The following is an 18,858-nucleotide window of genomic DNA, read 5'->3' as shown; positions in this document are numbered from 1 at the left end:
GGCACGCCTTAGCGTACCTCAGACAGCGGAACGCGCTTAACGTTGCACCTCCTTGTATTTTACAGGATACTTTCTGAGGCCGATTTGATTCTAAGGGACATTGAATTAAAGAAGAAGCCGTGTCACTTCGAGTGATGCGCCGGTCAAAAACGGACAAAGTGACCAAAAACGGTCAGAAACGGACAAAAACGGACAAAAGTGGACAATTCCGGTAAAGAGTGTCCAAAAGCGGCCAAATCGGACAGGGTGGTTTGGAAGTCTGAAAATGCCGTTCTATGTTTGACCTGTTGGTGTTCGAAAAAATGCCTCGTTTAAGAGGGTGCTGCAGACTCCTTTTGACATGGCATTCGCACACCGGCATATATGTTTAACTTTTAAATCCTAGAAATTATGGGAAAGCAGAAAAGTTTTATCAAGTTAGAAGGAACCTTTGATGATCTTACGTTCTATGAGCGAAAAGGAAAACAACTGGTTCGGAAAAAAGGAAGTTTGAACAAGCAACGTATCGAGAACGACCCCAAGTTTAAACGGACTCGTGAGAATATGAACGAGTTTACAGGGGCGGCCTTGATGTCGATGACCTTACGGAAATCGTTGGGTTCATTGATCAAAAAGATGGGTGGCACGACCACTTCGGCCCGACTGACGGGGATCTTTAGGCGGATGAGTTCTAAGGGCCCCGGGAAACGGGGTAGGCGCTCCTTTATCATGGGGGCGAACAAACCGTTGTTCCACGGCTTTGAGTTCAATAAGGAACGGGCGTTTGATAGTGTGTTTTCGGCACTCTATGATGCGCCTGCCATCGATGCGAACCGCTCTGTGGTGACGTGGACGGTGCCGGCCTTTGAGATGGAGACCGACCTGAAACTGCCGGAGGGTACCACCCACTATCAGTTTGTATTGGCCACCACCTTGCTGAGTGACCATGTGTATGATGAGGAGTTCCAGGCCTATGTTCCGGTGGCGCCTGAACTGAACGGTAGTCGACACGTGACCCTGGGGGAACTGCTCCCGGCGGATGTCACACTAACGGAGGAAGCGGTGTTGAGCACCGATCTGGGGCTGACCGAGGCGCTGCCTGATACGGTGGTGTCGCTGAGTGTGATTGGCGTGCTCTTCTTCCAAGAGACCGCCGATGGCGAGTTTTACCCCTTACAGGGGGCACAATCCCTAGCGATCGCTACGATTGCTTAGCCATGATGGGAAAAGGGGCGGGAAACCGCCTCTTTTTTTTGTTGTTATGCGGAATCTAGGATTGAGCGTTCGCTCATGCGAATAGTAAAGCGGTACGTATATGAGGTTTACTAATCTGTAATGTTTACGATTTCATTCTGTTTATACAAATTAGGTAAAAATCCAGATTTAATTCTGAATTGACTTCGTTTTTTTAATTTGGGTTTGGTCGATATATTTTCCAGTTTAATTCCAGGGTCATAATAAATATTCCCATTTGCCATTTGAGATAAAAATAATGGAAAATCAGTTCCCGTTCCCAAGATTATCTCATTACCATAACGGTATTCCCGCTCTTCATTTTTTCTTGATAACGACGGTACATAACAAGCTTGATTATGTTTTCTGTTCCAATGCTTTAACATAGAAGTAAAGCTCCAAGAAGCTGTCTCATTTTCTTGATCGTCTAATAATGCAATTCTACCATTAGAGTTACGAATTTTTCCGCTCTCAGTATCAAAACCAATCAGGTGCATTGTTAGATTGGTAAGGTGATGTTTTTCGCCAACCTTATGAACACCTCCAAAATTTAATCGGTCTGGTCGCCCAAGTTTATCCTCATAACCATACGTCCGCACAAAATATTCTGTTCCCTCTGTTTTATATAGTCCGTCGGTCGGTTCAGGAGTCATTAAAGTTATGGCCTTGGAATTTGTACTGTTAAAGTTAGCTACACCAAATTGTTTTACCTCCCACCCCATAAAATCGGGTTCTGAATAACCGTTAGGTGTTACTCCAAGTTCTGCCTCCAAGGTATAACCACCACAGTTAGGTGAACGACATGGAAGGAGTTTACCACTGGCATCAAGTCTTTTAGAAGTTATCCATCCTAAATCATAAATGCGCTTAAGCTCCTGAAGTAAAACAATACGGTTATTTATTGATTTAGGCAGTTCTATCACGAAAAAAACACCGTGCTCCGACTTGTGCTCTGTCTTGTTAAATTCATTGGCAATTTCTGAATCGGGCGCAGCAACATAACCCAAAATCCTTCCATTTTGAGCAACACTAAAGAAGAGCAACCTACCAGCTAGTCTTTGTGTCATCAATACAGAAGGTGGATTTAGGCATCTTGCTAGAAATCCAGAAAACCGAACTTCGGGATATTTGGGATATAAAATTAATTGGGCTTTAGGTGCTGGATAAATAACACCCTCATTATCGAGCCAAGCAAAATTTATTTGTGCTTTAAACCGTTCTTTATTCCAATCGCCAGCTTCTTCAGTGACAATCTCGGAAATTGGTAGAATGTTCAGAATTTCAAAACTACCCCCAAAATAAACTTGATTTTTGGAGTTGTCATTAGGTGCAAGATTTTTTGCATAAATCTTTTTACAACCATTATTGATAAATAGCTGTTTTAGGTTGCTTAGATTCATTTAGGATATCGAGTTCTTTTACAATGTTCTTACCAACAGCTTGAATCAAAGGCATAACAACCGAGTTTCCGAATTGTTTGTACGCTTGGTTATTAGAAACAGGAATAACAAAACTATCCGGAAACCCTTGAAGCCTTGCACATTCTCTCGGCGTCAATCTTCTTGGGTTTTTACCTTTTTGTGGTATTAGTATCTCCGCTCCATCTTTGTAGTAGCGAGCACTCATTGTCCTTGAAATTCCATTGAGGTCAGTTAAGCCAAATCCAAATCCATTACCTTTAGCTTGATGTTTTTTCTTGTACTCTTGTAAATAGTTCCAAAGCTTATCTGAAAGCGTATATTTTTCGTCCACTTTTTGTTGAAGAATTTCTCTAATAGCAAAATTCGCCTCATCGGGCTGAGGAAATGTAAAAGTTTCTTTGCCCTTAAAAACAGATTTTTTGAAACCAACGATGATTATTCGCTCACGATGTTGCGGGACATAAAATTTCCCGTCTAATACTTTGTAGTAAAGCGAATAGCCTAATTCAGATAACGTTTCTTTTATCACTTCAAATGTTTTTTTCTTATCGTGTGAAACAAGATTTTTCACATTTTCAAGCATAAAAGCCTTTGGTTTTTTATGTTTGATTATTCGAGCAATGTCGAAAAAAAGCGTTCCTTGTGTTTTGTCCAAAAATCCGTGCTGTCTTCCTAATGACTTTTTCTTAGAAACACCAGCAATGGAAAAAGGTTGACAAGGAAACCCTCCTAACAAAATATCGTGATCGGGAATATCTTTTTCTGAAATTTTGGTTATGTCACCAAAAGGGACTTCGCCAAAATTGGCCTCATAGGTTTGCTTAGAGAATTTATCCCATTCACTTGAGAAAACACATTTACCTCCAATGTTTTGATATGCTAATCGAATTCCACCAATTCCAGCAAACAAATCGATAAACTTAAATGTTGGGTTCTCCGGTGGCGGAAATGGAACATCCCATTCAATTGGCAAATAATATTGGAAATCAGCTTCTTGAGCAATGTTGTTTACTTCGTGAAGCTCTGTAAGGTATTCTTGTGCCGATGGCTTATAATAATTTGAAACACCATTTTTATTATTTTGCAAATAGTGTGTTAAATATGCTAGGTCATTGTCGACTATTTTATCAACTTTGAACTGCAACTCCTCTTTTATGACCGAATATTTCTTGCCCATAGTAATTCGTAAAATAACAAAATTATGGAAGTAATTCACGATGGATTCGAACGTGTTTGTTCACAATCTTGTTAACGCTGTATTGAGTACAAAGGTATAACTAACACTTTTATTCTTTGTGCAGCGACAGTCGCGCCGGAAAAATTAATATGCTGTCCACAATGCAATACTTTAGCTTGGTGTTGAGTGGTTTACACGATATTGCAGGATTACGAGTAACGGGTTTGCATATGAAAAGTAGCGGATTAAAATACTATAATTTACAGCTTCTAACCGACCCTTATTTTATTATTTATTTATTGTTTAAACACAAAAACCGCTATTTTTACATACTTTGTTGGGCATCGTTGTTACTATGAACTGTTATTCCAGCAAAGAAATATTCTAGAATATACTTATCAAAATCATCGATTCCTCGGATTTTTGAAATTCGTTTAAACCCAATTTCATTCAGATTTGCTAAAACATTGTGTAATTTTAATTCTTTGCTATGAAAATCAATAAGCCCTTCATTATGTATTTTTCTTGAAATCATTCTTGGTAAGCCAAATTCCTCAAGTTGATAAACAACTGTTGGAAGAAACGCATTTGATGCTAATGAAACAAAACGAGAAATATCATAATTCTTTTCTTTCAATATTTCTTTCTGTAAAATGTTGACATCACTTAACAATGAAGTTAATTTAAATGTAACTTTTCTTTCTAATTTGAAAAAATCATCAATACCGATTTCGTAAGGTTCTAATTCCTTCAAGAGTTTTGGTATTGATTTAAACCAATTGTACTTTAGAATTTTGACAAACTCTACAAATTGTGTGTAACTCGCTTCCCAACCACCTGGTTGTAAACGAATTATTTTAAATAGCATCCTATCCCAATTGTGGGTATTCATTGAATTTAAAAAACCTAGCCCATTCCAACTATTTGGGTCGTTTTTCATATCATAAGCGATTTTCTTAATCAATTCTGCATCACTTATTTGGAAAATATTTTGAGCTTGCAACCTTTCAAACTCTTCTTCTCCTAAAATAGAAGCCATTTCTTCTTTGTACATAATAATCTTGGCTACTTGCTCACTCGTTAACTCTTTTGCGAACTTCTTTTCATCTAAATCGCCGAGTATCTCTTCTGGAAATGGTATATCTAGTTGAGTTCGTTCTTCTTTAGGTGGTACATCTAAAATGTAAATTTTTCCAATAAAATGTTTAAACATTCTACCACTACGACCCATAATATTTTTATAGGTAAAGTCGTTTAGTCTTGCTCTTCCTTTACCACTTCTATTTGCCCAAATAATTACATTTTCGGCAGAAGTATTTACGCCTTCAATTATAGAGGAAGTAGATATAATATTATTTAACCCTTCTGGTTCTTCAAATAATTTGACTTGAATTTGACTTAAAGATCGATGAAGCCTACCATTATGAATTCCAGTTCCTCGATTTACTAATTTTGTAAGGCTCCAATTAAACGAATAGTTTTTACTTAACCAAGATGAAAATCTATTTAGTAGTTCACGTTCTTGTTCAAGTTTACTGCCTATCAGCAAAGTTGAAAGGCTTTCAATGTTACTATAAGTCCCAGCATAAATGAGAGATTTAGTTTGTGTCTCTTTCAGAATGTCAAGTAATTTTAAGCTTTTTAGTTCTTCATCATTTTTGAGTTCCTCGTGAAAATCGTGTTTTTCAAGAAAAACAGTATTGAAATCTAGCGAGAAAAATTCCATTCCGATTGTAAAAGGATTTTCTTCTAAATGACTAATATTAGGCGCTAAAAAATAACGTTGTTTAGCAACTTTACCAAGCTTTAAAATAGCTTTTATAAGAGTAGGAGAGCGATCAGCGTCAAATTTTGAACTAGCTTTATAGAATTCATCAATGATGAGAATATCTAATTGTTCTATTTTTCCAACATAATTAATAGCACGCTCTTGTGGGAAGATAAATATGTTTTTATCTGCGAGTTCAACTTCAGTAGTTGTAATTATTTTATATTCGTGCGCAAACTTTTTGTAGAGTCTTCTTCTTGTTTCATCTGTTAGTGCTATAGTTGGAACTATAATAACAACGTTTGATGGTTTTTTGATTGAAATATAAGCATCAATTACGAAGCTTTTTCCAAAACTTGTAGGTGCACTAACAGCAATATTTCTACCCTCAATTAATTTGCTTAAAAGGCTAGATTGTTCTCTATGTAGAGTTGGTAATTCTGTATCCCCAGTATCTACTTTAAATACTTCATAGACGAATCTATCTTGCCAACTTGCATTATCATAATCTATATATGGGTACAAGCCAGTTTCTTTAATCAGGTGATTTACTAGTTCTGAATATTGAATATCATTTTGTTGATGATAGTCTAAAAGTTTGATTAACTCATCTCTCGCTATTGATTCTTTATTATCAATTAATAAATTATTTATTGTATGGCAGGTTTCAAAAATATCCATATTGCAAACTAGTCTTGATTCTTATAATGATGTACATTCTGGATGAATTTATCAACAATTGGTTGTTTTTCGGGAACAGGAAATAAAATCAAATGAAAGTGAATATCAGAATATTTAAATATTGATTTACTGCATTTTTTCACTTGCTTTTTAAAATAAGATTCAGCTCTTTCTTTGTGATAGTGTATAATTTCTTCTTTATATTCATCTGTTAACGAATTATTTTTCGCCGTGATCTGACACTCATATAGTATTAGTATAGGTATGTGTAATTTTGGCTTTAAATCATCAATTGAAGTTTTTGGTGCAAGTATCTCTTTTATTTGCTCAAGCAATTCACCATCTTCTTTCAGTAAATCATTTAAATCTGAAACGTTCGTTATGATACTGTTTTCTTTTTGAAGTTTATCAGATAGCAATGAGTTTTCAACTGAATTCACTATGCTATAAAGCCTTTCATCTTCTATACTATTATAAAATTTAGCTTCTCCAAACCAAATAGTAAAGCTTTTATCATCATTAATTAATATGTGTACGCTATCAGCTCCTTTAGCATTATCTTGTGGGTTTTGCTTATAAAAAATTTTCGGGACAACTGGTAAGGCTTTATAATGATGTTTCATAAATCCATACAATACTATTTCTGCCAATTCACTTCCCTGTCCATCTTGATCCTTGGTAAGGTCTGTTAGTCTTAATTTTTTAGCTGCTTCTGTAAGAGTAGAATGTGATTTATCAATTAACGCCATTCTGTCTTGATATGAAAGTGCTGTTTCTGCAATATTATCCCAAATAAACTCTTGGAATTTTCGAAATCTCCATTTCCCGTCTGCAAAGTCATTTATGAGACTTAAAACGTTTTTGTTTTCGATATGTTCAATTTCATCCTCTGACTTTAAATTTATAAATGAATCATCAATTAATATTTCAAAATCTATGTTTGTTTCAGATTCTTTCATTGAATGTTAAATATTTCTTTATAATGATGCCCAACGGTCTTGGCTATAGCCTATTGCTTTTTTTGTGCGTTTTAATTCAGTTGAAGAGTTAGTTAACTTTGTAAGTTTTTTCCTTTTTATACTCATCCGCGCAATAGGCTATGGCTATTGTTGGCAACTGGCTTTTCTTTAGATTAAATCTTGAACTTTTTCTAAAATTATCGGTATTTGAACATCAATGCCTTTTTCGACAGCTTTAGTTGTCATTTTACCAACCCAAGACATAATATTCTTTCCTAATTTAGACTTATCCTTTTCGTTTATAGTTATATCCTTTAAATCAGATAAATCTTCTTCTGGGACATTTAACTGTCTTAAATCAGAAAGGATTTGTTCGACTTTTTGATTATAAATATTATTAATATTCTGTGTAAGATTATCGGATACACCAATCGTAGAGCTTGCATTGTCGCCATAGATATTATTATTTATAATAGTTTTAGCGGTTTCTTTATCCTCTTTTGTTGGACGATAATCATCATTTTTTAAATCAGGAAATGCTTTATCTAATTCAAGAAGTGTATCAATCAGTTTTTGTTTAGTTATATTTAGTATGTGCTTTGCTTGACTAAACTGTATTCTTCTTCTTACTCCAATAATTCTGTCATTATCGTTGTCTCTTAAGGATGCTACTAAATTCATAGGCAATTCCTCATAACCATATTGCTCACCATTGCTTTTTAGACCTTGTTCAATAACTGGGATACTTTGCCTAGCATCCATTTTGTATAGTTTTCCATTCAAATCTTTGTCAAGATTTGTTAAGTCATATGGAATCATTCTTTTTTGCCCAAAAGGATCAACTATAACAGCAAAAATGTCACAAGGTAAAATTCTATAACCGGGTAACTTATCATCATTCGTGTATCCATTTAATTCAGTCGAAATCCATTTTTTGAATGATTCATTCTCAATCTCAAAAGCAATTATTTTCGCCCTAGTTAAACCTTGAGTTAAATCGATTTGATCGTAAGTTAAATCTTTGATTAATTGTTTTATCATAGTTTTTTTGCTTGTTGCTAACGCCTGATACCCAGAATTACCTATCTACTATCAGGTTATCAGTTCCAGATATCGTTATTTATTGCAACCTTATAATTGGAGAGAACTCAAATATAGAAAATAAATGGGAACAGGTGGGATGCTAGGTGTAAAAATGTATGGAAAAATTGAACTCCGGTTTGAGGCAGGTAAGATTTTAGTCTCCGTGGCGGCGTGCTTCTCAATCTTTCCTTTATTCGATTGCCCCCCTTCGACAGGCTCAGGGTGACCGCTTGGGGCAGGCCCTTCTGAAAAGCATCCGGGCAGACCCCCTTTCTCCTACGCTAAAAATACAAGCTATAAACAAAAAAAGCCCATCCACTTCGGCTCCGCACAGTGCAGGCTTCTGGATAAATTTCTTTTCAAACTATCTATTCAGTAAAAAACCCTTTATTCTACTTAGCATTTCCTATTCAGGTACAATTTGGGTTACGTTTTCGGAATCATTCTTTTCCTCCAGAGCTAAAATGCGTGCTTCTAAGACTTTATAAGCCAATAGTTCTAACTTCAAATTTTCAATTTCCGCTTGTTGTTCTTGCACTGCTTTTACCAAAACCGGAATAAAATCGTTGTACCGCACACTCATATATCCTTGATCGTCGGTGGAGAGCAGCCCTTGATCGTCATAGTTCAATGCTTGCAACACTTCCTTCACATCTTGAGCAATAAAGCCGATTTCTCGTGTTTGGCTCTCATTGTTCTTTCGAACATAATCAACCGGTTTCAGTTTTTCAATCATATTAAGGCCATACGGTAAGGGCCGAATATTGTCTTTCCAACGCTTGTCTGACGTAACCGTCCATGCCACTTGAATTCCTGCATAGGAAATATTAGCATCGCCTATTTGTACTTGGTTGGATGCCGTACCATCTGGCACTTGCGCATTATACCCAATAGCGATATTATAGCTACCTGTTGTAATGCCAGTTCCCGATCCATACCCAATCCCCACATTTAAATTCCCAGTAGTATTGTTATTTAGTGCCTCTCCGCCAAAAGCCGCATTATTAGCGCCAGTGGTATTTGAAAACAAGGCTTTATAGCCACTGGCAGCATTTAGAGGCCCATCGGTATTTGAATATAAGGCATACACCCCATTTGCCATATTTTGGTAGCCGGTGGTGTTAGCATAGAGAGCGCCAACTCCAACTGCCGTATTAAAATTGGCCGTGTTGTTTTCTAAAGCACCGTTTCCAATAGCAGTATTTAATTGCCCAACAGTATTGGCCATTAGTGCATCCATACCAAAGGCTGTATTCAGTATTCCTGTTGTATTTTGACTTAAAGCACGATACCCTCCTGCTGTATTTTTGTTGCCGGTGGTATTTGCGTTTAAGGCACTAGCACCTAGTGCGGTATTGTTTGCCCCCGTTACGTTTGAAGTTAAAGCGCGATATCCATTAGCTGTATTTCCGTTGGCCGTGGTATTTAATTTTAACGCCTCAAACCCAGTTGCCGTATTCTCTATGCCCGTAGAATTGTTTTCTAGGGCATAGGCTCCTACGGCAGTAATATTAGAAGTTAAACTGGATTTTGCCGCATTAAAGCCAACCGCCGTATTGTCTGTTCCAGTAGCATTGGCTCGCAACGCATTGACTCCCAAGGCAGCATTTTGGGAACCCGTGGTATTCCCATACATCGCATGAGATCCATCCGCTGTATTAAAATTTCCGGTGGTATTTGAATACAAAACATTATACCCACTACCCGTATTCTGATTGCCAATCGTATTAAAGTTTAAAGCACCCCGTCCTATCGCTATGTTAAATGTACCTGTAGTGTTGAACTCCATGGTGAGATAACCTAGGGCTGTGTTATTAGATCCAGTGGTGTTTCTAAATAAAGAACCAGCCCCTAATGCTGTATTATAATCTCCACCGGTACTAACCCCCATAGAATAGGTGCCAATGGCCGTATTACTCGCTCCAGAGGCATTTTCTTTTAGAGCATTATCACCTACGGCTGTGTTGAAATAACCAAAGTTATTCGACGCTAATGCCTCAGCGCCTACAGCGACATTATGATATCCCTCGGTATTGCTTTCTAATGATCTATAGCCTATGGCAATGTTCCTAAAACCAATCGTGTTTGCGTTTAAGGCACTAGCACCCACTGCAGTATTGTTTGCCCCAGTTGTATTTGAAGTCAATGCCCTATAGCCATTGGCGGTATTTCCATTGGCCGTGGTATTAAATCTTAAGGCTTCAAATCCTGTGGCTGTATTATCAATACCCGAGGTATTTGCCTGTAATGTATACGCGCCCAGAGCTACATTTCCTGCACCGGAATTATTCTCTAATGCATAGGCACCAACTCCAGTGGTATTATCAGCAGCGTTGAATGCCAAAGCGCTGTAACCAACAGCAGTAACTGCTCCGGCAGTAGTATTGTTGAACGCAGCACCATGACCCAATGCTGTGTTGTTGCTTCCTGTAGTGTTGAGACCTAGGGCATGTCTTCCAAAGGCAGCGTTAAAACTTCCCGTATTGTTCGGCAACGTATACGAACCCATTGCCGTATTATAATTCCCTGTATCATTCAGCAGCAATGCATTATGACCCATCGCAGTATTTTCCACCCCGGTGGTATTTGAAGTCAAAGCGCGGTATCCACTAGCGGTATTTAATTGACCCTCCGTATTGGCCAATAGTGCATCCATACCAAAGGCTGTATTCTGTAATCCTGTCGTATTGGATCTTAAAGCACGATAGCCCCCTGCGGTATTTCGGCTTCCAGTAGTGTTAGAAAATAATGCGTCCATTCCCAATGCCGTATTTTCAAATCCGGTGGTATTGTTGAACGCAGCACCATGACCCAAAGCTGTGTTGTTGTTTCCTGTAGTGTTGAGACCTAGGGCATGTCTTCCAAAGGCAGAGTTAAAACTTCCCGTATTGTTCGGCAACGTATACGAACCCATTGCCGTATTATAATTCCCTGTATCATTCAGCAGCAATGCATTATGACCCATCGCAGTATTTTCCACCCCGGTGGTATTTGAAGTCAAAGCGCGGTATCCACTAGCGGTATTTAAGTCACCGTCAATATTGGCCAACAGTGCATCCATACCAAAGGCTGTATTCTGTATTCCTGTCGTATTGGATCCTAAAGCACGATAGCCCCCTGCGGTATTTCGGTTTCCAGTGGTATTAGCAATTAAGGAGTTCATCCCCAAGGCAGTATTTTCATATCCGGTAGTATTGTTAAAAAGGGAATTTGCACCAATTCCGGTGTTATATCTTCCATTCGTATTTGAGGCTAACGCGTCGGCACCCACGGCCGTATTAAAACCAATGGAGTTCACACTATTGGTGAGGGCATTCCAACCAATGGCCGTATTATAGCTGCCCATTTCATTTGTGGTTAATGCCTTAAACCCATAGGCCGTATTTCCGTTGGCCGAGGTATTTAATTTTAAGGCTTCAAAACCTGTGGCTGTATTATCAATACCCGTGGTATTTGCTTGTAACGTATAAGCGCCCAGAGCTACATTTCCTGCACCCTCGTTGTTTTCTAGTGCAAACGCTCCAATACCTGTTATTTCACTTGATTGATTCCTTAGTAAGGCATAATATCCTACAGCGGTAACATTATTGGTAGTGAATCCTCCTGCTGTACGTCCTACAGCAGTATTGTTGCTTCCAGAGTTTGTAGTTAAAGCCTGAGTTCCAAGAGCAACATTATTACTGCCAATAAAGTTATTACCCAAGGCACTAACCCCCACTCCAACATTAGCTGTTCCTGTGGTATTATTACTAACTGCGTTGTATCCTACGGCAACATTATCTCCTCCCGAAGTATTATTTGTCAGGGCATTTTTCCCAGTTGCAGTATTTTGATGGCCAGTTGTATTCGTTTTTAAGGCATGATGTCCTAATGCCGTGTTGAAAACACCTATAGAATTTGAACTTAATGTTTCATAGCCAAAGGCAGAATTAAAACGACCCGTTGTATTGCTTGTCAATGCATTAAACCCTACCCCGACATTTTGATTGTTGGAACTATCATCGGCAGCACCTGCATTAAGGCCCAAAAACACCGAAGAACCATCATCGGTACCATCGCTATCCGATTTCCCATCCAATAGATCATCTAACTTTTCAACCGCACCTGCACCGCCAAAAGGGATCCAGGCGGTAAGGGCATTGTCCCAATAATAAAATCCTTTGGCAGGGGCTCCGGTTCCTGTGGCATAAATTAACATGCCGTCTTGTAATGCGGTTGGATTAATTGCGGGATACTCATCCACCTTAGGGATTAAAATACCATCGGTATTGGCTGGGGTTGCTTGGTTGGTCGCTTTTATATCCAATTGGGCATTGGGACTCGTGGTCCCAATACCCACTTGTGCGGTTACATTTACACTAATAAAAAGGGGCAAAAAAAATACAATAGTGGGAATACTTCTTAATTTCATAATTGGATCTTTTACAAGGTGATTTTCTTTCGTATCAACGAAGTAAAATCATGCGCACTAAGATATTTACTATAAAAGCTGTTGTCAACCACATCTTGATGTGGTTTTTAGTTTAAAGGATTCTAAATAAAAGTGGTGTGGGTGTTTGGTAAAAACCTATTCAATAAGGACTAAAAAGGGAATGATATGTTTAACTGAAAAAGGACTATAATTCCCTGTCGAAGGATTTTTTAATCAGCTCAGCCTTACTGTTAATTTCCAAAATGTTGTAGATGTTCTTGATATGGCTCCTCACGGTGTTTATAGACACGAATAAATCTTCCGCAATTACTTTGTAGCTTTTTCCAGAAACGATGCCATTTACTATCTCCATTTGACGGTCTGTCAAAACACTTTTGTTTTCAGTTTTAGGCATATAAAAGTTTGCTATTTTTCTAGCAATGGAAGGAGACATATACGAACCTCCTTCATGAACAACCGTTACGGCTTCAGAAATTTTTTCAAGAGACACCCTTTTAGATACATACGAGCAGGCACCATTGGATAAGGCTTTAAAAATGACGTCTGTTTCTTCGAAGGTGGTGAGCATAATAATATCAACTTCTGGACATGCTTTTTTTAGTAAAGGGATACCGTCTATTCCAGAAATGCCTGGCAAATTAATGTCTAATAGTAAAATGGAAGGCAATATTGTTGTGTTGGACAACTCATCCAAAAAGACTTCAACAGAGGTTGACGCTAGTATTATTTGTGTATTTAATTGGGCGGTAAAATATGCATTCAAACTATCTTGAATCAATGGATCATCCTCTATAATGCCTAGCGTAATGGATTTCATATAGGTATGTTATTATGAGGTTTAAAGGTAGCCTACTTATTTGGGTGTAACAATAGCATTAATATGTGGTTTTTGTTACAATATAAATGGCAATTTAATGTGAATTTCAAAGCCTTTTTCATCATAAAAAGCAATTGTAGCGTGCATTTTTTTTGCACGAAGCGACATATTAGAAAGCCCAAAACCTGTCGATTTTTTGGATGATTTTAAGGTTCCATCGTCTTTAATTAGTACGATACAATTCCCTTGTTGATTTTTAAATTGAAGCCATACATTTTTAGCATTGGAGTGTCTCACAATATTGGTGATTGCTTCTTTGTAAATAAAAAACAAGTGTTGTTTTGCAATAATTGGTAGTTTTTTATTTAGGTTTACGTTATTCTTCTCCAGAAAAAAGTTAACCCCTTTAGGGAGTAATAATTCTTCCGCTAGTTCTTCCATTCGTTCCAGAAGATCTAACACTCGCTCTTTACGACTATCAATGCTCCATACAAGATCTCTCATACTTGATATAGCATCTCTGCTTAAACGTGCAATCTTGTTTAATTTGGTTTTACTCTCATTATCGGCATTTGCCTCCAACAATTCTGATTGCATGGCAATACCAGAAAGCATGGAACCTAGATCATCATGCAAGTCACTTGAAATTTTTGTTCGTAAATGCTCTACTGCTAATAATTGCCTTACACGCAGCAGGTACAGTCCATAAATAATAGCTAAAATAGCAAGCACACTCAATAGAATAAACCACCATGTTTTATAAAAAATAGGTTTTACATGAATGGGAATCTTTACTATGTTTTTACTTTCTGAATCGTTAAAAGCTGAACTTTTTACTTCTAGCACATAGTCACCAGCAGGTAGTTTATTATAACGTACGTATGGGTTTGCTCCTTGAAAAAACCAAGACGACTCATATCCTTCCAATCTTGTAGAAAATGTGTTGGACTTATTTTTAAAATAACTAGGTATGGTCCAATTCAACTGAAAATATTGATCGTAGGGTGTGATGGAGATTCTTTCAGGCGTGTCATAGGACAAATCAAAATTTAAAACATCGTTCCGCTTACTGTTAAATCGGGTTAAAGAAGTAAACCGAATAGGTTTTAACAAAATATCTTCTGCTATTAAATTTTCTGGTTTAAACCTATTAATTCCGTTCATTCCACCAAAGTAATAATACCCCCCCTTACTGTCTCGAAAAAATGAAGTATAATTAAATTCGTTATGGGTAAGTCCGTCTTCTTCATAAAAATTTTGAAAACTTTTTGTGTTTGTATTGAAAAAAGATAGGCCTTCGTAGGTACTAACTAAAAGATAGGATTCTTTATATGGTAAAATTCCCACAACATTTTTGTTAGCTAAACCGTTGTTGGTAGTATAAAAAATTGACTTTTTTTGGCTTGGGTTTAAATAGGTTAATCCTCCCCCAAAAGTTCCTAGCCACAGGCTTTTATCTTTGTTTTCATGTATAACAATAACATTATTATTGTTTAAAGGAGGTGTTGAATTTAAGTCGTAATGGGCTTCAATAGTACCGTTTAAATTTACTTTTAAAAGGCCATCATTTATAGTCCCTACCCAGACAATCTCTGGAGTGTTGCTTTCTAAAAAATATCTAAAGTGCAAAATATCTTTCAGGGATGTGTCTTTAAAAACAAGCTTACTTTCACCCGTAGACGGATCGTACAAGGTGAGTTTTGAAAGGGTAAAGCCAAACAGCAAGCGCCCATCTTTAAGAGTTATTATGGGGTTGGGCCCAGTTATGTTGAGTCGGTTTGAAAACTCCGGAAAGACCTTAGTATTGCCATCTTTTAAGTGTATTTTTATGAGATAGTCATTGACAGAATACACATATTCTTTCTCTCGATCTAAGGCAAAGAAACGACTTCCAATAAGAGGGTTATAGGTTTTGGGATAATTCCCCCATAGTTTTAGATTTTTTTGTTGTACACCAGAGGAATCAAACACAATAAGCTCTTTTTCACGTTCATACATGGCAATTAAATCCCCTTCTTGGGTTTCAAATATACTGCGCATGCTATTCCCCCAGCCTTTCTCATGTGATCTGAACAATTGATCGAACAATTTAGGTTTTATCTGTATTTTTAATAACCCATTATCTGTCGCAATCCATAACAACCCATTATGATCAATAAAAAGCTGTGATATATTGGTAAAATCGAGCACCTGGTGTATCGCATCAGTAAAATTGAACATAGTTCCATCGCGATCCATTTTGTATAAAACAGATTCTCCTGCAAACCAAACATTCCCCTCTTGATCTTCGATAGCATGGCTTATACCAATAGGAATTTGCAAAATACTTTCCATTTTCTTTGACGTGGGATGATACTTAAAAACCCCGCGATTAATAGGAAAGAAATAATGATTGTTCTGTTGGTCAAAAAATAAATACCCTCCAAAATTATTGGAACCATGATATACCTCACTGTTTGGTTTTATATCCTTTTGATTAAAAAGTAGCACTTTATGCTCAGGTTCTAAAGAGTCCGTATCGATACTACTCCACCAATCTATAGAAATAATTCCCAATTGTTTTCCATCTTCAGAATATTGTCTGGTCCCCCCACTTATAGTAGTCCACCAAACATTATTGTTGGCATCTGAAATTACCTTAGTAAATTCACGTTCAGCTCTTTTTACGCTATCAATTACTCTAAAACCATAAGATTCATCAAACTTTTGAAGGTATTGTTTTGTACCGGACTTGGCAGAAGTCCAATGGTTTTCTGATACGATCCAGATTTGCTTCTTAGAATCAATATGAAGTTCTACAACGCCTCCTTTTATGCCTTCTGCTTGACCAATCTCCTGAATCCTATCGGTTTTAATGTTTAGTTTAAATAATGAATTGTTTGCCACATACCATATAAAATTGGAATTTCTATAAATGGTATTATGATTGGTCAATAAGTCCTTTTCTATAAAATTTAGATTGTTAGGGTTGCTATTGTATTGCTTAAAGTAATAACCATCATATTTAATTAAACCTTGAGAGGTTCCAAACCACATAAACCCTAAGCTGTCTTGGGTTATGGATGTTACATCCCGAAATGGCAAACCTTCACTGGAGGAAAGCCTTTCCATTTGAGATAAGGTTTGGGCACCAAGTTGAGTTGTTGAGATACACAAACATATGGCAACCATTTTAAATAACAGAAGTACATGCTGGTAGTTATTCAAATTGATCTTTGTTATTTTAACCCTTTTTATTGATAAAGGAAAAATTAAAGCAATACTTTTTTACATCTCCATTCAGTATAACACAACAAATTTGGAGTTAGAAAAACAATTAAAAGCATATATTAAAACTGCTTTATACCTTTTTAAAATTGTTTTTAAATTTAATCAAATATTTAGCACAGAGCAATAGCCAATATATATACTTACGTTAAGTAACTAAAACAAAAAAAGCCCATCCCAACGGATAAGCTTCTCATCGGTTACTGATTTCTCAGTACCACATCCCCAATATTTAGGGGACAACACAACATTTTAATTGCGGTCTGGACGAGACTCGAACTCGCGACCCCCTGCGTGACAGGCAGGTATTCTAACCAACTGAACTACCAGACCAATATTCCAATCCGTTGCCGGACACCAACTACAGTTGGTCGTGTGGATATTGTTACTTGCAACCCCGGGACAGGTCCCTTACTATGATTGCGGTGGCAAATATACCACTCCATTTGTTTATCACAAACAATTTTTTTAAAAAAATACACTTAATTCTTCTTTCACGTACCTTACCTCCGTAGTCACCTCACAATCAATCTCCTATCCGAACTTCTGCCGCTCTACCAGATAGGTGGTGAGGATCTTATTGAACGATTCGTTAATGTCCACCGCTACGTACTTGATGCGGTATTGTCCGCATTTTAGCTGCAGGGCCTTGAAATAGTCCTGTACCGCTGCTTCATAGGACTCCTTAATGGTATCGGCATACAAATTAACATGGGCGCCTGTCTCTACATCCACAAAGCGCTTGGGACGGTTGCTGAAATCGAAGTCGATCTCTTTCTCTTTGTCGTAGGTGTGAAACAACACTACTTCGTGTTTGTTGTATTTTAAATGCTGAAGCGCCTCAAAGAGTTTTTCTTCTTCGGCATCGCTCTGAAACATGTCGGTGAACAGAAAGACCAAGGAACGCCGCTTCAGCTTTTCGGCAATGAGATGCAAATGGGTATAGGTCTTGGTAGGAACCTGATTGCGGGGTTTCGTCAATGCGTCCGTCAACTGATGTAATAACAAATGGTGGTGACGTTCGCTTCCCTTTTCGGAAGCATAGAACTCATAGGTATCACTGTAAATACTCATGCCTACCGCGTCCCGCTGTCGTTTGAGCAGGTTCATAATAGCGGCAGCCGCCAGTACCGAAAAACCGATCTTGTTGAGGGAACCGATCCCGAACTGTCGCAGTGCGGGGTAATGCATGGAGCTGCTGTTGTCCAAGATCAAATGACACCTCAGATTGGTCTCTTCCTCATACCGCTTGGTATAGAGCTTGTCGGTCTTGGCATACAGCTTCCAGTCGATGTGCTTGGTGCTCTCCCCGTTGTTGTAGATCTTATGTTCGGCGAATTCGGCCGAGAAGCCATGGAACGGACTTTTATGCAGGCCCGAAATAAACCCCTCCACTACCTGGGTAGCGAGCAATTCCAGGTTCTTGAACCCGGTGATTTCGTTTATTTCTTTTTCAATATTCATTTTTTAGTGAATGGTGAAGGGTGAGCAGTGAGCAGTGAGCGGTGAGCGGTGAGCGGTGAACAGACTTACTTTTTACTTAAAAGATACTTACTTGTACCCACTACCGGAATCTCATTAATTTCTTTTTTAATATCTATATTTTGGTGAGTGGTGAACGGTTTTACTCTTTACGTAAAAGATACTTTCGTGTGCCCACCAGTAGCTTCCTTACTTGTTTTATTAAAATCTCCAACTCTTCTGACGCATCTATATAGTTTAGGCGAATTGATAACAGGTATTGTGTTTCTAGTTCCGACAAACTACCAAGGCTCACCGAAAGGAATTGAAGCAATTCCTTATCGCCCTTACGCGCCGCACCTTCTGCAATATTCGATGGAATAGAAACTGCTGCCCGTCTTATCTGACTCGTCAAACCGTAGGTTTCATCCTTTGGAAACTTTTTACTAACTCGATATATATATTCTACCAAGTCCATGCTCCTTTTCCAAACCTCCATCTCTTTGTGATTCATAATAACGCCCTTCGTTTCTAGTTCAACTTAACTATTAAACCGGGGAGTCTTATGCAACAGTTCACA

Annotated in this window: 11 protein-coding genes and 1 tRNA gene; 1 reads left to right on the top strand and 11 read right to left on the bottom strand. The window is 37.8% G+C overall.

Going from position 1 to position 18,858, the window contains the following annotated elements; genetic code table 11:
• Positions 1-390 precede the first annotated feature (390 nt).
• On the top strand, positions 391-1,194 hold the full coding sequence (locus AACZ11_RS10360) for a hypothetical protein (RefSeq protein ID WP_290625464.1): 804 nt from the start codon (positions 391-393) through the stop codon (positions 1,192-1,194).
• Between the two features lie 110 nt (positions 1,195-1,304).
• Here the strand turns inward: AACZ11_RS10360 and AACZ11_RS10355 are convergent, their stop codons facing one another.
• The 11 genes from AACZ11_RS10355 to AACZ11_RS10305 all read right to left on the bottom strand — a co-directional run bounded on the left by AACZ11_RS10355 (position 1,305) and on the right by AACZ11_RS10305 (position 18,792).
• Positions 1,305-2,612 carry an MvaI/BcnI family restriction endonuclease gene (locus AACZ11_RS10355; protein ID WP_290625463.1) on the bottom strand — a complete coding sequence of 436 codons (1,308 nt, stop codon included), beginning with the start codon at positions 2,610-2,612 and terminating at the stop codon, positions 1,305-1,307.
• On the bottom strand, positions 2,575-3,810 hold the full coding sequence (gene dcm / locus AACZ11_RS10350) for a DNA (cytosine-5-)-methyltransferase (protein ID WP_290625461.1): 1,236 nt from the start codon (positions 3,808-3,810) through the stop codon (positions 2,575-2,577). The genes AACZ11_RS10355 and dcm overlap by 38 nt, the downstream gene beginning before the upstream one ends.
• 325 nt (positions 3,811-4,135) lie before the next feature.
• Positions 4,136-6,259, bottom strand: a complete 2,124-nt coding sequence (locus tag AACZ11_RS10345; RefSeq protein WP_290625459.1) for a DEAD/DEAH box helicase — start codon at positions 6,257-6,259, stop codon at positions 4,136-4,138.
• Between the two features lie 8 nt (positions 6,260-6,267).
• Positions 6,268-7,218, bottom strand: a complete 951-nt coding sequence (locus AACZ11_RS10340; RefSeq protein WP_290625457.1) for a DUF1837 domain-containing protein — start codon at positions 7,216-7,218, stop codon at positions 6,268-6,270.
• Between the two features lie 168 nt (positions 7,219-7,386).
• A complete protein-coding gene (locus AACZ11_RS10335; RefSeq protein ID WP_290625455.1) occupies positions 7,387-8,259 on the bottom strand; it encodes a hypothetical protein in 873 nt (290 codons plus the stop codon).
• Positions 8,260-8,707: 448 nt separating this feature from the next.
• Complete coding sequence (locus AACZ11_RS10330; protein ID WP_339832372.1) at positions 8,708-12,712, bottom strand: tail fiber domain-containing protein; 4,005 nt, start codon at positions 12,710-12,712, stop codon at positions 8,708-8,710.
• Between the two features lie 205 nt (positions 12,713-12,917).
• Positions 12,918-13,550 carry a response regulator transcription factor gene (locus AACZ11_RS10325; RefSeq protein ID WP_290625465.1) on the bottom strand — a complete coding sequence of 211 codons (633 nt, stop codon included), beginning with the start codon at positions 13,548-13,550 and terminating at the stop codon, positions 12,918-12,920.
• Between the two features lie 75 nt (positions 13,551-13,625).
• Positions 13,626-16,757: a sensor histidine kinase gene (locus tag AACZ11_RS10320; protein WP_290625467.1), complete on the bottom strand. Its 3,132-nt coding sequence runs from the start codon at positions 16,755-16,757 to the stop codon at positions 13,626-13,628.
• Between the two features lie 319 nt (positions 16,758-17,076).
• Positions 17,077-17,150 (bottom strand) — tRNA-Asp (locus tag AACZ11_RS10315).
• Positions 17,151-17,351: 201 nt separating this feature from the next.
• Entirely contained in the window at positions 17,352-18,281 is a 930-nt protein-coding gene (locus AACZ11_RS10310; protein WP_339832369.1) for a DUF58 domain-containing protein, read from the bottom strand.
• A gap of 160 nt (positions 18,282-18,441) precedes the next feature.
• Entirely contained in the window at positions 18,442-18,792 is a 351-nt protein-coding gene (locus AACZ11_RS10305; protein WP_290625471.1) for a four helix bundle protein, read from the bottom strand.
• Positions 18,793-18,858: the final 66 nt, after the last annotated feature.

It is taken from the genome of uncultured Altibacter sp. (genome assembly GCF_963972995.1).
Classification (GTDB): Bacteria; Bacteroidota; Bacteroidia; order Flavobacteriales; family Flavobacteriaceae; genus Altibacter.
This window is presented reverse-complemented; position numbering and strand designations above follow the sequence as displayed.

Coding starts and splice junctions, on each gene's coding strand:
- AACZ11_RS10360 (WP_290625464.1), top strand. CDS start 391: ATGGGAAAGCAGAAAAGTTTTATCAAGTTAGAAGGAACCTTTGATGAT.
- AACZ11_RS10345 (WP_290625459.1), bottom strand. CDS start 6,259: ATGGATATTTTTGAAACCTGCCATACAATAAATAATTTATTAATTGAT.
- AACZ11_RS10335 (WP_290625455.1), bottom strand. CDS start 8,259: ATGATAAAACAATTAATCAAAGATTTAACTTACGATCAAATCGATTTA.
- AACZ11_RS10325 (WP_290625465.1), bottom strand. CDS start 13,550: ATGAAATCCATTACGCTAGGCATTATAGAGGATGATCCATTGATTCAA.
- AACZ11_RS10355 (WP_290625463.1), bottom strand. CDS start 2,612: ATGAATCTAAGCAACCTAAAACAGCTATTTATCAATAATGGTTGTAAA.
- dcm (WP_290625461.1), bottom strand. CDS start 3,810: ATGGGCAAGAAATATTCGGTCATAAAAGAGGAGTTGCAGTTCAAAGTT.
- AACZ11_RS10310 (WP_339832369.1), bottom strand. CDS start 18,281: ATGAATATTGAAAAAGAAATAAACGAAATCACCGGGTTCAAGAACCTG.
- AACZ11_RS10305 (WP_290625471.1), bottom strand. CDS start 18,792: ATGAATCACAAAGAGATGGAGGTTTGGAAAAGGAGCATGGACTTGGTA.
- AACZ11_RS10340 (WP_290625457.1), bottom strand. CDS start 7,218: ATGAAAGAATCTGAAACAAACATAGATTTTGAAATATTAATTGATGAT.
- AACZ11_RS10330 (WP_339832372.1), bottom strand. CDS start 12,712: ATGAAATTAAGAAGTATTCCCACTATTGTATTTTTTTTGCCCCTTTTT.